The sequence below is a fragment of the Treponema sp. OMZ 799 genome (genome assembly GCF_024181365.1).
Taxonomy (GTDB): domain Bacteria; phylum Spirochaetota; class Spirochaetia; order Treponematales; family Treponemataceae; genus Treponema_B.
The window spans coordinates 2,563,047-2,579,767 of sequence record NZ_CP051301.1; the positions used below are offsets into that span (position 1 = coordinate 2,563,047).

The 16,721-nt window shown below is 39.4% G+C and carries 11 protein-coding genes; 5 read left to right on the forward strand and 6 right to left on the reverse strand.

Translation table 11 applies throughout. The features are described 5' to 3' along the window. Nucleotides 1-17: 17 nt before the first annotated feature. From E4O04_RS11825 to clpB, 4 genes are all read right to left on the reverse strand, one after another. Nucleotides 18-1,214 (reverse strand): hypothetical protein, encoded by a 1,197-nt coding sequence (locus E4O04_RS11825; RefSeq protein WP_253708191.1) that lies wholly within the window; start codon nt 1,212-1,214, stop codon nt 18-20. Beyond that, nucleotides 1,204-3,993, reverse strand: a complete 2,790-nt coding sequence (locus tag E4O04_RS11830; protein ID WP_253708193.1) for a FecR domain-containing protein — start codon at nt 3,991-3,993, stop codon at nt 1,204-1,206. Before E4O04_RS11830 ends, E4O04_RS11825 begins: the two co-directional genes overlap by 11 nt. Further along, the gene (locus tag E4O04_RS11835; RefSeq protein WP_253687036.1) at nt 3,959-5,857 is read right to left on the reverse strand and encodes an adenylate/guanylate cyclase domain-containing protein; all 1,899 of its coding nucleotides are present in this window, start codon (nt 5,855-5,857) and stop codon (nt 3,959-3,961) included. The genes E4O04_RS11830 and E4O04_RS11835 overlap by 35 nt, the downstream gene beginning before the upstream one ends. Nucleotides 5,858-6,015: 158 nt before the next feature. Continuing rightward, on the reverse strand, nt 6,016-8,595 hold the full coding sequence (gene clpB, locus E4O04_RS11840; RefSeq protein ID WP_253708195.1) for an ATP-dependent chaperone ClpB: 2,580 nt from the start codon (nt 8,593-8,595) through the stop codon (nt 6,016-6,018). A gap of 164 nt (nt 8,596-8,759) precedes the next feature. Between clpB and E4O04_RS11845 the strand changes: the two genes are divergently transcribed. Beyond that, the gene (locus tag E4O04_RS11845; RefSeq protein WP_253708197.1) at nt 8,760-10,310 is read left to right on the forward strand and encodes an AbgT family transporter; all 1,551 of its coding nucleotides are present in this window, start codon (nt 8,760-8,762) and stop codon (nt 10,308-10,310) included. A 69-nt stretch (nt 10,311-10,379) separates the two neighbouring features. On the opposite strand, the gene E4O04_RS14215 is transcribed toward E4O04_RS11845, so the two are convergent. After that, nucleotides 10,380-10,655 carry a DUF4160 domain-containing protein gene (locus tag E4O04_RS14215; protein WP_371921942.1) on the reverse strand — a complete coding sequence of 92 codons (276 nt, stop codon included), beginning with the start codon at nt 10,653-10,655 and terminating at the stop codon, nt 10,380-10,382. Continuing rightward, nucleotides 10,655-10,885 (reverse strand): hypothetical protein, encoded by a 231-nt coding sequence (locus E4O04_RS11850; protein WP_253687033.1) that lies wholly within the window; start codon nt 10,883-10,885, stop codon nt 10,655-10,657. Before E4O04_RS11850 ends, E4O04_RS14215 begins: the two co-directional genes overlap by 1 nt. A gap of 141 nt (nt 10,886-11,026) precedes the next feature. On the opposite strand from E4O04_RS11850, the gene E4O04_RS11855 reads away from it, so the two are divergent. The 4 genes from E4O04_RS11855 (at nt 11,027) to E4O04_RS11870 (ending at nt 16,721) form a co-directional block, all read left to right on the forward strand. Further along, nucleotides 11,027-12,229 carry a DDE-type integrase/transposase/recombinase gene (locus tag E4O04_RS11855; protein WP_371922250.1) on the forward strand — a complete coding sequence of 401 codons (1,203 nt, stop codon included), beginning with the start codon at nt 11,027-11,029 and terminating at the stop codon, nt 12,227-12,229. 239 nt (nt 12,230-12,468) lie between these two features. After that, a complete protein-coding gene (locus E4O04_RS11860) occupies nt 12,469-13,590 on the forward strand; it encodes an AAA family ATPase (protein WP_253687032.1) in 1,122 nt (373 codons plus the stop codon). A gap of 185 nt (nt 13,591-13,775) precedes the next feature. Then, on the forward strand, nt 13,776-14,414 hold the full coding sequence (locus E4O04_RS11865; protein WP_253708199.1) for a hypothetical protein: 639 nt from the start codon (nt 13,776-13,778) through the stop codon (nt 14,412-14,414). A 51-nt stretch (nt 14,415-14,465) separates the two neighbouring features. Further along, on the forward strand, nt 14,466-16,721 hold the full coding sequence (locus E4O04_RS11870; RefSeq protein ID WP_253708200.1) for an ATP-dependent helicase: 2,256 nt from the start codon (nt 14,466-14,468) through the stop codon (nt 16,719-16,721).

Here is a 16,721-nt window from a genome sequence, read left to right on the forward strand (position 1 = left end):
TCCGGTTCTCCTATAGCTTAAAATTCCCAACCTAAAGAAAGAGAGGGTTGAATTACATATTTAGGAAAATCTTTTCTAAACAAAAAAGTATGCTCCAAATTTAATTCAATATATAATTTTTTATAAAGATAAACCTGCACGGCAGTTCCTGCATTAACCGAAGGACACCAAAACCAATATGCAGGACTTTTGATATCGGTTCCCGGATATTCAAATTTTGCCTGAAACATAAATGCACCGCCGCCGCCAAGGTGCAAATCAAAGTTAAGTCTACGTTTAATTATAGGAAACATATATACAAAATTAGCCTGAGGTAAGATAAAACCGGTTTTTAAGATATATGAAGCGGGCTTATTTTTCAACTGCATTAAGGAAAGCCCCAGACTCAAACCGAAATGCCCATATGCTCTTTTTAAAGGCACAAAAGCAAATCTCAAAGAGCCTCCTAATGGGGAAATGTTGGATTTAAAATATTTATAAAGAGTTTCATTTTGAATAAAATAACTGAAAGTATAACCCAGAGAAAGAAAGATATCGATAGGTTTTTGAAATTTAAAATTTATACTTTTTGAATTGTCATAAAGACCGCTGGGATCTTTAGCTGTAAGAACATAGGTCCCGGCCTTTAATTTTGAAAAGTTAAGCTGAATTTTAATTTTCTTACCGGCCTTATCGGAATCAACAACCTCACATTGTACCGGATTTTCGTTATTCCTAGTCAATGTAAATATGGTTTCAGGAAATATATTTTTTCCGGAAACTATAATATAATCTGCTGCAGGTTCATCAAAATATATAGACTCGATGGATAAGGACAGCACTTCGGGCTGATATGCAACACGTACATCAAAATTCCTATATTCACTTGCAAACTCACTCTGATTAAGAAGGTTAATGACTGCTACCCTATAACGATATTTACCAGGTTTTAAAGAAACATTTATCGAATTCTTTTTTAAAGTTTTTTTATCAATTTGAATCCAGTTTCCGGATTGATCTTTTTTTTCAAGTAAGAATTCATAACCCAATATGTCATCTATTGCTTCCCATGACAAGTGTTGATATAAAGAAGAGCCTTCCTTTCCTTCTTCTATAAAATAGCTTTTTTGAATCTTTGAATCATTGTTGCTTGCCTTCGCCGCTTCTTGAGGATATAAATATACAAGTCTGCAAAATAATAAAACTAAAAAAATAAAACAAATTCTATTGACCATACATAACTCCGGTTTCATCAGTAGAAACTTTTTTTGATTGAGGTAGCTCTATCTTAAATTTCCTAACGGCAGCTTTTCCATCCTGAACGATATTAGTGCCTTCAAATTTTTGTTGAGCCCTTACCTCTATATAAAACACACCACGTGACAACAAATTCAATTTAGTAAAATTTAATTCAATATTTCCTGTAACGGTTTGCGGAAGGCTGTCTCTATAAACCGTTTTTGAAGAATTATATATTCTTACAAGGTAGTGATCTGCTTCAGGGATCCTAGTCCAAACAAATTTTATACTTCGATTATTTTTAAAGAAGTCTGCATTCAATGTCGTGTCTTGCTTAGGCGCAAGCATATCCGGAGCCTCCAATAAAGGAATAGGAAGAACCTTAAATGAAGCATCTTTTCGGCTTGAAATATCAAAGCCCTTTGCAGTTTTTGCGATTAGTTTCCATATATATTTACCTGCACCAAGAGGAGGTAATTGAACGGATGTCTCAGGATTTTGTATAGAAAGAACAGGATTCTTTTCTCCCACCTTAATCAAAATTAACCTGGATGTTTCCGGATCTTCAACGGAGGACCATTTTAAAACTTCCGGTTTTAAAACTGCATCCATGCCGCTAATACTCATACCGTCAATAGGATATATAAGTTCAACAGGTTTTAAATGCATTAATTCTATTTTACGGTCAGCTGTATAACCGTATCGTTTACCTGCCGTTTCGTTTAAAGATGCAAAAGCTTGAACACTTATTATATAAGAACCGTTCTCAATAGATTTTATATCAACATCAATTTCGGTTCCGGTAATAAATGAGTTTTCATATACAGGTTTTTGATTTAAACCTTCAGGTGTAATCCTAAACCGGTAATATTCCGCTTCAGGAACCTGCGTCCACTTAAATTTATTTTCTCCCTTGGGCAAAATAATTATTTTATTTTTTAAATCGATAAATTCCGGTTTGGAAAGAGGCGGAACAATAATCAGTTTTTTTACTTCGCTCTTTAAATCATTGTTTTTATTTTTTGTTAAAACACGCCAATACCATTCACCCTTTTCCAAGGAAACACCTTCTACCGAAGAACCATTTACTTTTTTATCGGCTGCAAGTTTCTTAAAATCTTGAGATGACGAAACTTGAAAATAGAGTTCATCCTTTGTATTTGTTTTCCATGTAAACTGCGTATCTTTGCAAAAAGAATCTGCAATAACATAACCGTCCGGAGGAAAGACCGAGCGTATAAAAATTTCTTCTCCGCCTATTTTTATTTTTTCGGGTTTACTTAAGCCCACCGGTATTTCATTTTTATCCAGAGCTGCTATATTCCAGTAATAGCCGGATGAAGGCAGAAGATTTTCAAAATTTTTTATTTCAAAATAGTTTGAAGTTAATACTTTTTCGAACACTATGTTCGACATGCTTTCATCTGTAGAAATGCGAAAATTATATTTTTTTGCTTCCGGTACTGACGGCCAAGAAAAAAAGGCCTTATTCCCTTCAAGCGTTTCGCTCATATTTTGAGAAAGGTCTAAAACTATGGGTTCTTTATTTTTTGTCTTTTGAACATAAAAAACACCTGTCTCGGAAGTTTGAGAAGGAGCACCTTCCGTAATATAATTCGGAACAACACGCCAATACCATTTTCCGTCTTCAATACCGCTAAGGTTTACCGACGAAGCATTTATAAGCCGGCTGAGTTTCGGATTTTCAAAGGAGTCATTATCTGCGAGCTCAATCAAGTAATTTGAAGCAGCAGAATTTCCTTCCCAAGAAAATTTTATTGCAGGTAAATCGTTTACATAAGAAAATTCTTCATTTAAGTTAGGTTCTAGTAGCTTAGGAGGCGGAGCATCGGTAATGCTAAGTTTTCCCTTTGCCGCTGAAACATCTTCCAGCCCCAAAGAAGAAGAATAAAGCCGCCAAAAAATATTTCCCGATGAAACACTCCGCTTTAATTCGCTCAAGCCCTTTACCTGAACTTTTTCGGTATCGGCATTAAAATTCCGTGACGAAGAAATTTCAAAGATCAGGTCTTCCATTTCGGGAAAAGAACTTTGCCATCTAAACAAAACTTCTATGGGTTCCTTATTAAAATTAAAAATCTTCTCGGAAGAAGACGGACTTATCATGGTAATGGAAGGTTTACCTCCTTCAACCAAAACAGTTCCGGCTTTCAAAACTGAAGACTCGATAACCGAATCGGAAGAATCCTCCGCTTGAGCGTTTTCAACTTTAGATACCGAGGCTTCGCCCTTTTCGACTGCAATTTTTATCGGTTCTTCTCCGGATTTTGAAGTGTGAAGCACGGACTCTTTTTCGATAGCAAGCGAAGCATTTCCGGACCTTACAAGCATTTTGGAATCTACGGTTTTTACCGAAACATTTCCTTCACTTATTTGAACTGAAACATCTTTTTCGGCCCTAGGCTTAAAAATCTGAATCATGGTGTTTTCACCGACATTTACCGTACTCTTATCGGTAAAATAAATAACCGCTTCCGAATTCGATGCTGTGCGTATTGTGTCCCCGTTATATACATGAGAATATTGGGCAGGTCTATCCCAAACAGCCCTATCTATAAATTTACGCTGAACACTCTTTTCTTTATAACTTACAATTGCAATTGAAGGCTTATCTCTATTAAGCGTTTTGTTTAAATTCTTCCAAAACAAAAATATGGTAGAACAGGCTATCAATAATGCGATGAGGACAACAAAGATGTCCGCAAATTTATTATCAAGTTTAGGATTGGATCTTGTATTTTTTTTCGTCTTCATTTACATCCACCTTTGAAAAATCGGGGGCAGGTATTCCGAGAACCTTTCTTATTTGTGCCAGATTTTTAGGTCCTTTTAATCCTGCACCGGGAATATTTGTTTCGTTCGGCATATTGATTAAGGCGAAAACTCGTAAGGGTTTTGCTTTTCCCTTAACGGTAACCGAGGGCATTTCTTCAACAACAACATGATCCTTTACCAAATTGTAAGTATGTTCGGTAATAAGAATATCGGTGCCCATGGGTTTATTTAAAGCTTCAACTCTTGAAGCCGTGTTTACCGCATCCCCTATAACAGTGTACTCCATTCTCTCATGCGAGCCTATCTGCCCTGCAACCACTGCCCCGGAATTTATTCCGCAGCCTATTCTGATTATCGGTTTTTTATCTCCTCCGCGGCCCCGATTAAAAAATATAAGAGCTGCACGCATTTTAAGAGCTGCACGAAGACAGTTTAAAGCATCTTCTTTGGGATTCCCTGTAGACGTAGGCGCACCCCAAACCGCCATGATGGCATCTCCTATAAATTTATCTACGGCTCCGTTTGTTTTATTTACGCAATCTACCATCAAGGTCATGTACTCATTTAAAAATTCTACAACCTCAGCCGGATCCATTTTTTCGGAAATCGAAGTAAAAGAACGGATATCCGAAAAGAAAATCGTTGTTTCCTTTGTTTCTCCTCCGAGAGCCAGCTTTCCCTTGGCAGCAAGCTCGGCTATTTCTTTATTTATAAATCGGCCGAAAGAATCTTTAAGCCTTTCTCTTTCGGCGAGGCCCTTACCCATTTCGACAAAGCTTGTAGTCAAAAGACCAAGCTCATCCTTGGTTTTAGCTTTTAAGTCTATTTCGTAATTACCCTGCTTTATTTCGTCTGCCGCAAGGGCTAAACTTTTTACGGGACGGCTTATCGATTTTGAAAAGAACCATACGAAGACTACAGAAAAAGACAAAACAATTATACTGAGATAGATATTCCGCCTTGTGGTATTTTCTACAGGTTCCAAAAGAACATCGGCCGAAGCACTTGTTAAAACCGCAAGATCTCCCAATGAGAGCCTGTTATATGAGCCGAAATATTCTTTTCCGTCCTCATCTTTTACAAGAACCTGTCTGTCATTGTCTCCGTTTTCCCGCATCTGTATAAAGAGAGGAAAATTACTTACATTCGCCTTATTTTTTACAAGATTAAAATCAGGGTGAACAAGCACATCGCCCTCATTATTAACAAGATAGGTTGTCTGCATTGTTCCGGCACCGAAACTTTCCGACAGCTTTTCGGCTGAAAAGAAAACAACCAAGCCCTGAGCTAAACCTTTTTCGGTGTAGGGATAGAAAAAAACCAGCATAGGCATATCGAAAAGCCAAGCAGCGTTTAAAACCTGAGTTATCCCCTTTTCGGTTTGAAGCAAGGAATTCTTTGATTGCTTCAAAAATTCATCTACCAAGTCAAAATCAATATCATTGGAAGCAAAAAAATGAGAGCTTAAAAGTTTGGTTTCAACACCGCTTTCCCTCTTGGAATCCGTAACCAATATTGCAGCTACATAAGGGTTTTTCTGAAAATATAAGGACGAAACCCGGTTTGAAAAAGAGCTTGAACTTTCATTTGTGTTAAGCATATCTAAGAGCAAAGAAGCATTGGCTCTTAATGCCGTCAAATCTTTTTCAGCCGAAGATGCAGCCTGCTTATTTACGGTGCGGTTGTTTTCTTCAGCCGTGAGCTGAACATCCAAGCGGCCGAACCATGTAACTAAAGCCGTAATTCCGCCCAAGGATAGGATGATCAAAATAGATATAATCGTAACCAGTTTTGCACCTATCGAAAACCTTACCTTAGTTTGCCCAGTTTCTTGTCTCATCATTATGGATAACCCCTAATCTATAGTAATTACGAACTTTAAATGTATGCTTATAAATCGGGATATTAACATAATTTATAGTCTTTTTCAAGCGCTGTCCTTTCTAAAGATAAACCAGGGCGCATTCTTTTACCTTTCTTAAACACAAGCCCGAATATCTTTTATCCCTTCTTAAAGATAAGACCGGCCTCTCCCTTGTCAACAAGAATCGTGCTTCCTTCGGGGAATTTACCTTCGAGGACTTCACGGGCGAGTTTGTTTTCAAGCTCGGCCTGTATGGCTCGCTTTAAGGGGCGGGCGCCGAACATCGGGTCATAGCCTATGTCGGCAAGTAAGTCCTTAGCCTTATCCGAAACCTTTAAGCCAAGGCGTCTGGCCTTCAAGCGTTCTGCAACCGATTTAAGCTGAATATCGACAATCTTTCGGATATGCTCCTTTTCGAGCCTGTTAAATGTAAGGATTTCGTCGATGCGGTTTAGGAATTCGGGCCTGAAATTGTCGCGCAAGATTTGGGTTATCTCTTCTTTTATGCTTCCCATGTCCTTGGCCGTCAAAATATACTCCGAACCTATATTGCTTGTCATAATTATAATGGTGTTCTTAAAGTCCACCACTCGGCCCTGTCCGTCGGTAAGGCGGCCGTCATCCAGAATCTGTAAAAATACATTAAAGACATCTTGATGGGCCTTTTCGATTTCGTCAAAGAGGATTACGCTGTAGGGCCTGCGCCTTACGGCCTCGGTAAGCTGACCGCCCTCGTCATAGCCTACATAACCGGGAGGAGCTCCGATGAGGCGGCTTACGGAATGTTTTTCCATGTACTCGCTCATGTCTATGCGGGTAAGGGCCTTTTCGTCATTAAATAAAAAGTCTGCCAAGGTGCGGGCCAATTCCGTTTTACCGACACCGGTCGGGCCTATGCATAAAAAGCTTCCCAAGGGACGGTTCATATCCGATAGCCCGGCCTTGTTTCTTCTTATCGCGTCTGATACCACCCTTACAGCCTCATCTTGGCCTACAACCCTCGTTTGAAGAACCTTTTCAAGCTCCAAGAACTTTTGCATCTCGCTTGCAAGCATTTTGGCGACGGGGATGCCTGTCCACATGGAAACTATTCGGGCTATGTCTTCTTCGCATACCTCTTCGCGTAAAAGCTGCCCCTGTTGGCCGGCCTTTTTTTCAAGCTCGGCCGTAACGGCGGCTATCTTTTTTTCGACCTCGGGAATCTTGCCGTATTTAAGCTCGGCGGCCTTGTTTAAGTTTCCTTCGCGGCTGTACTTGGTTTCTTCAATGCGGAGCTGTTCAAGCTCTTCCTTGTATTTGCGCGATTCGTTAATGCGAGATTTTTCGTTTTGCCATTGGGCCTGCATCGCATTCCTCTTGGAAGAAAGCTCTGCCAGCTCTTCTTCAAGTTTTAAAAGCCTTTCCTTTGAGGCCGTATCGTTTTCTTTTCCGATAGAAACTTTTTCGATATTTAGTTGAAGGATTTTGCGTTCAACCTGATCGAGCTCAACGGGCTGGCTTTCTATTTCCATTTTAAGGCGGCTTGCAGCCTCGTCCACAAGGTCGATTGCCTTGTCAGGCAAAAAGCGGCTTGTGATATAGCGGTTGGAAAGGACGGCCGCCGCAATTAGGGCCTCGTCCCTTATGCGCACTCCGTGGTGAACCTCGTACTTTTCCTGTAAACCGCGCAAGATTGCTATCGTGTCTTCGACCGTGGGCTCTGGGCAGTAGACCTGCTGGAAGCGGCGTTCAAGGGCTGCATCTTTTTCGATGTATTTTCGGTATTCGTTTAAGGTGGTAGCTCCTATCGCCCTGAGCTCTCCTCGGGCAAGGGCCGGCTTTAAGAGGTTTGAGGCATCCATCGAGCCCTCGCTTGCCCCTGCACCTACAAGGGTGTGAAGTTCGTCGATAAAGAGGATTACCCTTCCTTCGGATTTTTGCACTTCGGAAATTACGGCCTTTAACCTTTCTTCAAATTCGCCACGGAATTTGGCTCCTGCAACAAGGGCGCCGAGGTCAAGGGATAAAAGCCTCTTTCCTTTTAAGCTGTCGGGCACATCGCCTGAAACTATACGCCTTGCAAGGCCTTCGACTATGGCGGTTTTTCCGACTCCGGGTTCTCCGATTAAAACCGGATTGTTTTTTGTCCTGCGGGAAAGCACCTGCATTACCCGCCTTATTTCTTCATCCCGGCCGATTACCGGGTCTATCTTTTCGTTTTTAGCCAGCTGTGTTAGGTCGCGGCAAAATTTTTCTAAGCTTCTGAATGTAGATTCCGGGTTTTCGCTCGTTACCCTGTTATTTCCCCTCACCTCTTTTAAAGCAGAAAGGAGATTTTTTAAGTTGATACCGCGAGAACGCAGGAGTTCTCCGGTTTCGTCCTTAGACTCACTTAGAGCGAGTAAGAGGTGCTCGGTAGAAACGTATTCGTCCTTTAACTTATCTGCATAGCCTTCTGCATGGGCAAAAACCTTTGCAAGCAGGGGCGAAATATAGGTTTGAGCAGACTGCCCTGTAACACGGGGCTTTCTGTCAAGCATTTTATCGAGTTCATCCAAAAGACTTTCGGGATTGACGCCGATTTTTTCTACCAAGGGAGGAACAATTCCGTCCTCTTGTTCTAAAAGAGCATATAAAAGATGCTCGCTTTCAACCTGACTGTGGTCATCTCTTTGAGCCAGCGATGAAGCTTCTTGAACGGCTTCAGAGGCCTTAACTGTATACTTATCTATATTCATGTATAAAAAATAATAAAAATCGATAAAAAAATCAATGATACGCAAAAATAATGCTAAAATATTAAAGGAATTTGACAAGGCTGACTTGTCATATTTTCAATCATCATATATAATGCCCCGAACGTCTATTTTACATAGACAAATACATTTTCTAGGAGTTCTTCATGGAGAAAAAAAAGAACAAGGAAGTCTCAGGCTTCCTCAAAGGAGTTGAAAGGATCGGAAATAAATTGCCGCATCCTGCTATGATTTTCTTAATTTTAAGTATCATTGTAATCATTGTCTCTGCTCTTGCAGAAGCATTCGGAACCCCTGTTACATACTTTGATGCCCGAAAGGGAAAAGAAGTTACTATAGGAGCCGTTTCGCTTTTAAATCTTGATGGTCTTAGGTACATTTTAAATACCGCTACCAAGAATTTTACAGGCTTTGCTCCCTTGGGAACAGTTTTGGTTGCCATGCTCGGTGTAGGTGTTGCAGAGTGGACAGGACTTATCAATACCTCTCTTAAAAAGCTTCTTTCAGGTGTTCACCCCAGACTTTTAACTGTTGTTGTTGTTTTTGCAGGTATTATGAGCAATATCGCTTCCGACGCAGGTTACGTTGTAGTTATTCCTCTAGGAGCCATCGTATTTGCTAATGCAGGCCGACACCCGATGGCAGGTCTTGCAGCAGCCTTTGCCGGTGTTTCGGGAGGCTTCTCAGCCAACCTCATGCTCGGAACAATTGACCCGCTTTTAACAGGTATCACAACCGAGGCCTTACACAATGCCGGTATGGATATTGCAATTGACCCGACATGTAACTGGTTTTTTATGATTGCTTCTACCTTCATTCTTACAATTGTCGGAACCTTCGTTACGGAAAGAATCGTCGAAAAGAACTTGGGCACATATAACGGATCATACAAACCGGACAACATGCCTATTTCTGACGTTGAAAACAAGGGATTAAAGCTTGCAGGTATTTCTATTTTGATTATGGCCGTTATTTTAATTATTGGTCTATTCGGTCTTCCCAAGCTTCCCGGTCTTGCAGTTTTAAGAGAAATTGACCCCAAAACAGGGGAAAGTTCAATTTCAAACTTTATGCACGGCGGTCTTTTACCGGTAATTCTTTTAATCTTCTTGATTCCGGGTCTTATATATGGTAGAAAAACAGGAAAGATTCATAATTCCCACGACCTTATCAAGGGAATGACTGCAGCAATGAGCTCTATGGGCGGTTACCTCGTATTGAGCTTCTTTGCAGCACAGTTTGTAAACTATTTCGGAAAGACAAACCTCGGAACAATCATTTCTGTAAACGGTGCAAATTTCTTAAAGAGCATCGGCTTTACGGGCTTGCCGCTTATAATCTCCTTCGTTATTATTTCGGCCTTCCTTAACCTCTTTATGGGCTCGGCTTCTGCAAAGTGGGCTATCATGGCTCCTATCTTTGTTCCCATGATGGTAAACTTAGGTCTTTCACCTGCCTTAACACAGGTCGCCTACCGAATCGGAGATTCAAGCACAAACCTCATCACACCCTTGATGAGCTACTTTGCAATGATTGTTGTATTTATGAAAAAATACGATGAAGATTCCGGTCTTGGAACATTGATTTCAACCATGCTGCCCTATTCAATCTGCTTCCTGCTTTCATGGATAGGTCTCATGATTATCTGGTACATCTTCGGTCTGCCCTTAGGCCCCGGAGCATTTATCCATATCTAATCGATTTTTCGGATTAGCTTAAAAAACCCACCCTGCCATCCTTTGGACGGCAGGGCGGTTTTTATATGGTCAATTATAAAATTGCACCTGCGAGTTATGATATATCTTCCAAAAGTTTATAAAGTCAAAATAGTAGCTTTGCATAGCAGAAAAAATGCGAGTCAAATCTTTCTGAGGAATTTTGCCCCTGTTGTGGGCTAGTTTAAAAGAACCGTTCGATAAAACCCAAATTTTTGTATCATTTTTGCTTGGATCACCTTTAGTGACATGAAAATGAATAGGTTCACCGGCTTCATTTGACCAAAAATAAATTTTATAACCTGCAGTACGGAGATATATGGGCATCAAGCACTCTCCAATGCATCAAGATTGCGGAAATCCGTTATCGACCGGTAAATTTGTTTAAGATAATTTTTAAAATATTCATTCTTTTCTAAATCAAAATTAGAATGTATTATTTCTCCTTCATTTGTAAGCAAAATAGATTCGGCTGTTTTGCAATCTTCAAAACATACATCTTTCTCGGTATATGTAATTAAAATTCCATCTTTTTCGCAAAAAACTTTACGGTCCATAATAGCCTCCTACAAGCTATTATACAATAAATAAGCTGACAATGCTATATGGCGCATTGCCTCACGTTAAATCTAACCGAAAAAAAAGCTGTTCATCACGTAAAAATCTAACTTAAAATAGAAGCCCTAAGGAAGGGCAAAATGAGGTTAGATATGAAAATGAGAAAGAAGCTGACTGAGGAAATAGTGAAACGGTACTGCACTGCGTGCAAGAAACAAAAGACGAAAATCCTCGATGAGTTTGTCGCAACAACCAAATACAACCGAAAGTATGCAATTCACATTCTGAAAAACAGTGCATACATAAAAATAACGCATTTTAACAACGTCGCCAAAAAGAGTGTGAATGTTATTAAAAAGACACGAAAAAAGCGAACCTATGAAAAATACTACGGTCAAGACGTACAAGAGCAAGTCATCCGGCTATGGATTTTTTCGATGTACCTATGTTCAAAACGGCTCGTGCCTTTTATACGTGATAATATCGATTACTTTGCTCAAAAGTTCGGTTATGATGAACAACTTAAAGCAAAACTTGCTCGCATATCAAGCGCAACGGTCGGTAGGATTCTCAAGCCTGAAATTCCAAAACATTCTATCCGAGGTATTTCAACAACACGGCCTTCAAAGAATCTTAATAAGCTCATTCCAATCCGCACCTTTTTCGACTGGGATGAACGCAAACCGGGCTTTTTTGAGGTTGACACTGTCGCAAACTGTGGTATAAGTACTAAAGGACAGTATATTTGCACACTTACCCTTACTGATGTTCATTCAGGTTGGACGGAAAATAGAGCCCTTTTAAACAAAGCTCACCGATGGGTAAAAGAAGCGATAGAGGATGTGAAAATAAACTTACCGTTTCAGATGAAAGGTATTGATAGCGACAACGGAAGCGAGTTTAAGAATATGCAGCTTTTGCAATGGTGCAACACGAATAATGTTATCTTTACTCGAAGCCGATCGTATAAAAAGAATGATAATTGTTTTGTTGAACAGAAAAATGACAGTGTGGTAAGACGCATTGTCGGCTACTATCGATTTGAGGGAGAGGAGACACGAAGCGTTATGGCTGACCTTTATGAGCAATATAACATGCTTGTAAACTTCTTTTTTCCTTCAATGAAGATTATTTCAAAGCACAGGGTAGACGCAAAGGTCATAAAGAAATATGATGAAGCTAAGACACCGTATCGTAGGCTTATGGAGAGTTCTGATATAAGCGATGCTGAAAAAGATGAACTGCGACGTAGGAAGGACAGACTAGATTTACAACAGCTGATTGATAAAACACAAGAGCTACAGAGCAAACTTATTTCAATGGCTCACAGCTGGTCTACATAACTACGGTTAGATTTTTACTTGAGTAACGCATATCATTTGGGTTAGATTTTTACATGAGGAAATACGTATGGATATTTGTGCCCGAATCGCAGCATGGGGTTTGGGCGACAGGTAAAGCGGTATGGGAAGGATAAAAAAAAGGCATAAAACGCGTATTTTATCCGTAATTTTTTTACGGCATACTTGATTTTTATTTGATATTTACCGATAATAGTGTTGGATTACCTTTGGAGTATATTATGATCAAATCATTTACTGTGACAAATTTTAAAGCATTTCGAAATAGTGTAACTCTCGATTTTTCGGCAACCGGGAACTATGAGTTCAACACCGAGGCTGTAAAAGGCGGTATTGTAAAGACTGCTGTTATGTACGGTAAAAATGCCGGCGGAAAATCTTCACTTGCCTTAGCTCTATTTGATGTTGTAGGAAATTTGACCGATAATTACACCAATCCCGGCAATTACAAGAATTATCAAAACATGTTTTCACCTGAAGAACCTGTGGAATTTGAGTATACATTCAGTTTTAAAAATACGGATGTAATTTATAAGTATAGAAAAAGCAGTAGTAATATATTTATTCAAGAAACACTTATAATTGACAAGAGAACCGTGATAAACTATGACAGGGCTTCGAGCAGCAAAGACTTTGATGTTTTTCTTTCCGGTACAGAAAACCTAAATAAAGATTTGCCTAATCTTCAAATTTCCGCTTTAAAATGGATTAAAAGTAATAGCGTTCTTGACGATAACATCGAAAATCATCTTTTTAATGAACTCTTTGATTTTGTGAATAAAATGCTTTTATTTTGGTCGTTGGATACCCGCTCTTTTGTTGGTTATACATCAAATGATAATGATAAGATCATTGAGAGAATTATAAAATCTAACCATTTTAAAGAATTGCAATTCTTTTTTCGGGAAGCTGGGTTTACCGATGAACTGGTTTATAGCAACCACTCAGGCAGTGAAGAAATATATGTTAAATACGATGAAAAATTATTGAACTTTTATAGTGCTTGTTCTACAGGAATGCGCTCTCTTTTGCTTGTTTACTATTGGTTGCAAGATGTGCGCAATCCTGCAAGATGTCCTTCATTTATATGTATTGACGAATTCGATGCTTTTTATCACTTTGAACTTTCACGCTTTATCGTAAGGAAATTAAAAGAGCTTGACTGTCAAGTTCTTCTTACCACACATAACACAACACTTTTTACAAACGATTTGTTACGTCCTGATTGTTTTTACATTTGCTCAAAAGAAAAGATTGTCAATGCACATAATGCAACGGAAAAAGAACTCCGCTTAGGTCATAATCTTGAAAAACTGTACAGAGGCGGAACTTTCGGGAAATGATTTTATTTATTTTTGAAGGCGAAAAACGGGAACCTCAAATTTATAAAACAATGCAATACTTGTTTTTCGACTCAGACTCAAAAAATGAAATACTTGTTTCATATTGTAACAATATTTATTCACTCTGCAAAAAGATGAAACAGCATGACAGTTTTAATAATTCGGGCTCCGATATTGTTCAAATATTGAAAGAAGAACTTTCTAAAAATGATGCAGATAATGTGTTAAAAGATATTAAAGACAGCGATATCTTTTCCGAAATATATCTTTTTTTTGACTATGATATACACATGCCGGATAAGATTAATAAAACATCAATTGAAAAGCAAAATAATGATGTTACAGAAATGTTGGAATATTTTGATGATGAAACCGGAAATGGAAAGCTGTATATTAATTATCCCATGATTGAATCAATTCGATATTTTAAAAAGCCATTACCTGATAATGATTATATATATTATACCGTAAATTTAGACAGCAAAAAATCTTTTAAAGAGCTGGCAAATGAGGAATCTTTTTATAAAAATTTTGATTTTGTCAGTTTTAAAATAGATAAAAAAACACTTGAAATAAAAATTCCTGATAATCCTGAAAAAATTCGAAAGCTAAAAAGTAATTGGAATCATATAGAGAATTTAAATGTTAGAAAAGCCAATTATATATGCTTTGAAAATGATGTGCTTCCTAAAGAAAAATCAGAAATAAATCAACTTGCAATATTTAAATCTCAAGTCAGTACGTATGTATTGCCGCAGCAAAAAACAGCAATACTAAATGCTTTTCCGTTATTTTTATATGAATATAAAAAGTTTATAAGCTGAGCACCGATTTAATAATTGAGTGGTAAAATTATAATTTTTTGGAGGATTGTTTTGGCTCAACCGGATTATTTGAATATTCTTAATGAAGAGCAGCTTGCGGCTGTTAAGCATCAGGGTTCTCCTCTTTTGATTCTTGCGGGAGCGGGTTCAGGGAAGACCCGGGTTATCACCACCAAGATTGCATACCTCATTGCCGAGCATAATATCGAACCTGAACGGATCCTCGCCGTAACTTTTACAAACAAGGCCGCCAAAGAAATGTCCGAAAGAGCATCTTATCTGGAGAAAAGAGCAAAGCGGGCAATGATCCGAACCTTTCATTCATTTGGAGCATGGATTTTACGCATGTATGCGGAATGGGCAGGGCTTTCACATAATTTTACAATCTATGATGACGATGACGCCCTTTCTCTTTTGGTACAGGCCTCTCCTGCTCTTACAAAAAATGCGGCCCGCGGCATCATCAAAAAAATTTCGCGGGCAAAGGATTATTGCCTTCTCCCCGGTGATCCGCTCTTGCAGGAAATCGATCCTAACCCTGAGTTTGCAAAAATCTACGGCGAATATCAAAAGAGATTAAAAGAAACAGGAAACGTAGACTTCGGGGATCTTATCATGATTCCCGTTATGCTCTTAAAAGAAAACCCGCAAATCAGAGCCTCTCTTCAAAACCGTTTTTCTGTAATCATGGTCGATGAATATCAGGACTCGAACATAGCCCAATTCGAATTCTTAAAAGTGCTCACGGGAGAAAATACCTACATCTGCGTGGTGGGAGATGACGACCAATCGATCTACCGTTTCCGCGGAGCCGAGGTTCAAAACATATTGACATTTGCCGATACCTTTAAAAACACGAAGATAATAAGGCTCGAAAAAAATTACCGTTCATACTCGGAAATTCTTGCGGTCGCAGACTCCGTCGTAAAAAAGAATACGGGCCGGCTCGGTAAAACCCTCGTCGCCGAAAGAGGCAAGGGGCAAAAGCCTCACATTTATTTTTTACCCAATCAGGAAACCGAAGCGGAACTTTGTGCCCGTCTCATATCGAAGGATGTTGAAAGCGGAGGAGCCTATTCCGACTGGGCTGTCTTGTACAGAACTAACGCCCAATCCTTAAATTTTGAAACGGATTTTTTACACAAAAAAATTCCATATCAGGTTATAGGAACCTTAAAATTTTATGAGCGTGAAGAAATAAAGGATGCCCTCGCTGTCCTTGCCCTTATCTCTAATGGAAGGGATGAGGTAGCCCTGAGGCGCATAATAAATAAGCCCACCCGCGGCGTGGGAGAAATCACCCAAAAAAAACTCATCGATCTCTCAAGAGAACTTATGTTTTCCAAAAAAAGCGATGAGCTGGGACTTGAATCCAAGGACGATTATATATCGGCCATGTCCGCCCTTTTAGATTCGGCTTCCCTCACAAAAAAAGCCAAGGAGGGCTTAAAAAATTTTTTAAACACCATAAAGGAATTACGCAGCATAATAGAAGCGGGCGACATCTTTTTTAAAAAAGAAGAACCTAAGGGTGAAGGCTTGGCACCTTTTATATATGAGATTTTAAAACAATCGGGCTTTGCCGAATACTACGAATCGGTTGACTCGGCTTCAGGCACCCAAAAAACTGCAAACTTAAACGAGCTTGCAAACACGGCCTCTCTTTACGATTTTTCGGTAAAGGGCTTAAACGAATTTTTAGAGCACATCGAACTGGATAGAAGCCTTGCCGACAGCGGCGAGCAAAAAGATTCCGTCAACCTCATCACCATTCACAACACAAAGGGTTTGGAATTTAAAAATGTAATTATCACGGGGCTTGAAACAGGCGTCTTCCCTCGCGATAACGGAAACTTTGATGAGCTTGAAGAAGAACGAAGACTAATGTATGTAGCCTGCACCCGCGCAAAGGATGCCCTCTACATGACAAGCTGCGCCTCGCGCCGCCTTTACGGAAGCCTGACATTTACCCAACCCAGCCGCTTTATCTTCGAAATAGACCAAAGCCTTGTAAATATCTCTGAATCCTCGTCCTCTTATCCAAGTTTTTCAGGTTCATCTTTTTCAGGCGGCTTCGGAAAACAAATCAAGCCTGAAGATTTCGGAACAAAAAAAGAAGAACACCCCCTCCTTTCCGTATGGAAGAAGGGAGAAAAAATATACCATGACGATTACGGCTACGGGGTAATAGTAAAGGCCGATGCTTCAAGCGGAGAACTCGTAGTAAACATCCAATTTGAAACCGGCCTTATAAAACGCTTTATGCCCGAATATCAGGCAAACGATATGACAATAATAAAAGAGTAA

Excerpts from the sequence above, each read along its gene's own strand:
- E4O04_RS11825 (WP_253708191.1), bottom strand. The coding sequence starts at position 1,214 with ATGGTCAATAGAATTTGTTTTATTTTTTTAGTTTTATTATTTTGCAGA.
- E4O04_RS11830 (WP_253708193.1), bottom strand. The coding sequence starts at position 3,993 with ATGAAGACGAAAAAAAATACAAGATCCAATCCTAAACTTGATAATAAA.
- E4O04_RS11835 (WP_253687036.1), bottom strand. The coding sequence starts at position 5,857 with ATGATGAGACAAGAAACTGGGCAAACTAAGGTAAGGTTTTCGATAGGT.
- clpB (WP_253708195.1), bottom strand. The coding sequence starts at position 8,595 with ATGAATATAGATAAGTATACAGTTAAGGCCTCTGAAGCCGTTCAAGAA.
- E4O04_RS11845 (WP_253708197.1), top strand. The coding sequence starts at position 8,760 with ATGGAGAAAAAAAAGAACAAGGAAGTCTCAGGCTTCCTCAAAGGAGTT.
- E4O04_RS14215 (WP_371921942.1), bottom strand. The coding sequence starts at position 10,655 with ATGCCCATATATCTCCGTACTGCAGGTTATAAAATTTATTTTTGGTCA.
- E4O04_RS11850 (WP_253687033.1), bottom strand. The coding sequence starts at position 10,885 with ATGGACCGTAAAGTTTTTTGCGAAAAAGATGGAATTTTAATTACATAT.
- E4O04_RS11855 (WP_371922250.1), top strand. The coding sequence starts at position 11,027 with ATGAGGTTAGATATGAAAATGAGAAAGAAGCTGACTGAGGAAATAGTG.
- E4O04_RS11860 (WP_253687032.1), top strand. The coding sequence starts at position 12,469 with ATGATCAAATCATTTACTGTGACAAATTTTAAAGCATTTCGAAATAGT.